Source organism: Cupriavidus sp. IK-TO18 (assembly GCF_015549295.1).
In the GTDB taxonomy this organism is placed as follows: domain Bacteria; phylum Pseudomonadota; class Gammaproteobacteria; order Burkholderiales; family Burkholderiaceae; genus Cupriavidus; species Cupriavidus oxalaticus_A.
Map to the genome: position 1 here is coordinate 1 of NZ_JADGMP010000107.1, position 551 is coordinate 551.

The window sequence follows — 551 nt, forward strand, 5'->3', positions numbered from 1 at the left end:
CAGGATCAACAGCCAGTCCGACTACCTCTCTGGCAAGTACCGCCTGTCAAAGTCCCAGATTTTCGAGGTCATGAAAGAGGCGTCGCTGTCGATGCCATCGACTGACGCCGCTCTGGCGGTTTCGGAAAAGATGGCCCAGGCATTCCTCATCCTCTCGAACGCCATGGGGTCTGAAGGGGCGATCTCGGGCCTGCGTCAGTTCAACAAGGCAATGGACAACATCGAGAAGGTCACGCCGAAGGAATATACGAATTACCTCGAGAACTTCATGAAGGCCCAGCAGGTCGCCGGCATGGATATCGACCCCGGCGCCTACGCGCAGGCGATCAAATATGCCCGCTCCTCCGGTAAGGTCTACGGCGACGACTTCATGTCGAAGTGGCTGCCTTTCCTGATCGCCGAGACGGGCGGCTCCGACGCCGGTACGCAGATCCGCGCTGCCTTCGACCAGTTCATCGTCGGCCGCGCGTCGAAGAAGGCGATCAAGGCGCAGGAGGAGTACGGCATCCGCAGCTCTGACGGCCAGCTGATCGGAGGCGATAAGGCCTTCA

At 59.9% G+C, this 551-nt stretch carries 1 protein-coding gene; it reads left to right on the plus strand.

What is annotated here, in order from left to right:
- The coding region (locus tag IPF36_RS34325) for a hypothetical protein (RefSeq protein ID WP_195432397.1) at positions 1 to 551 on the plus strand (551 nt) is incomplete at both ends.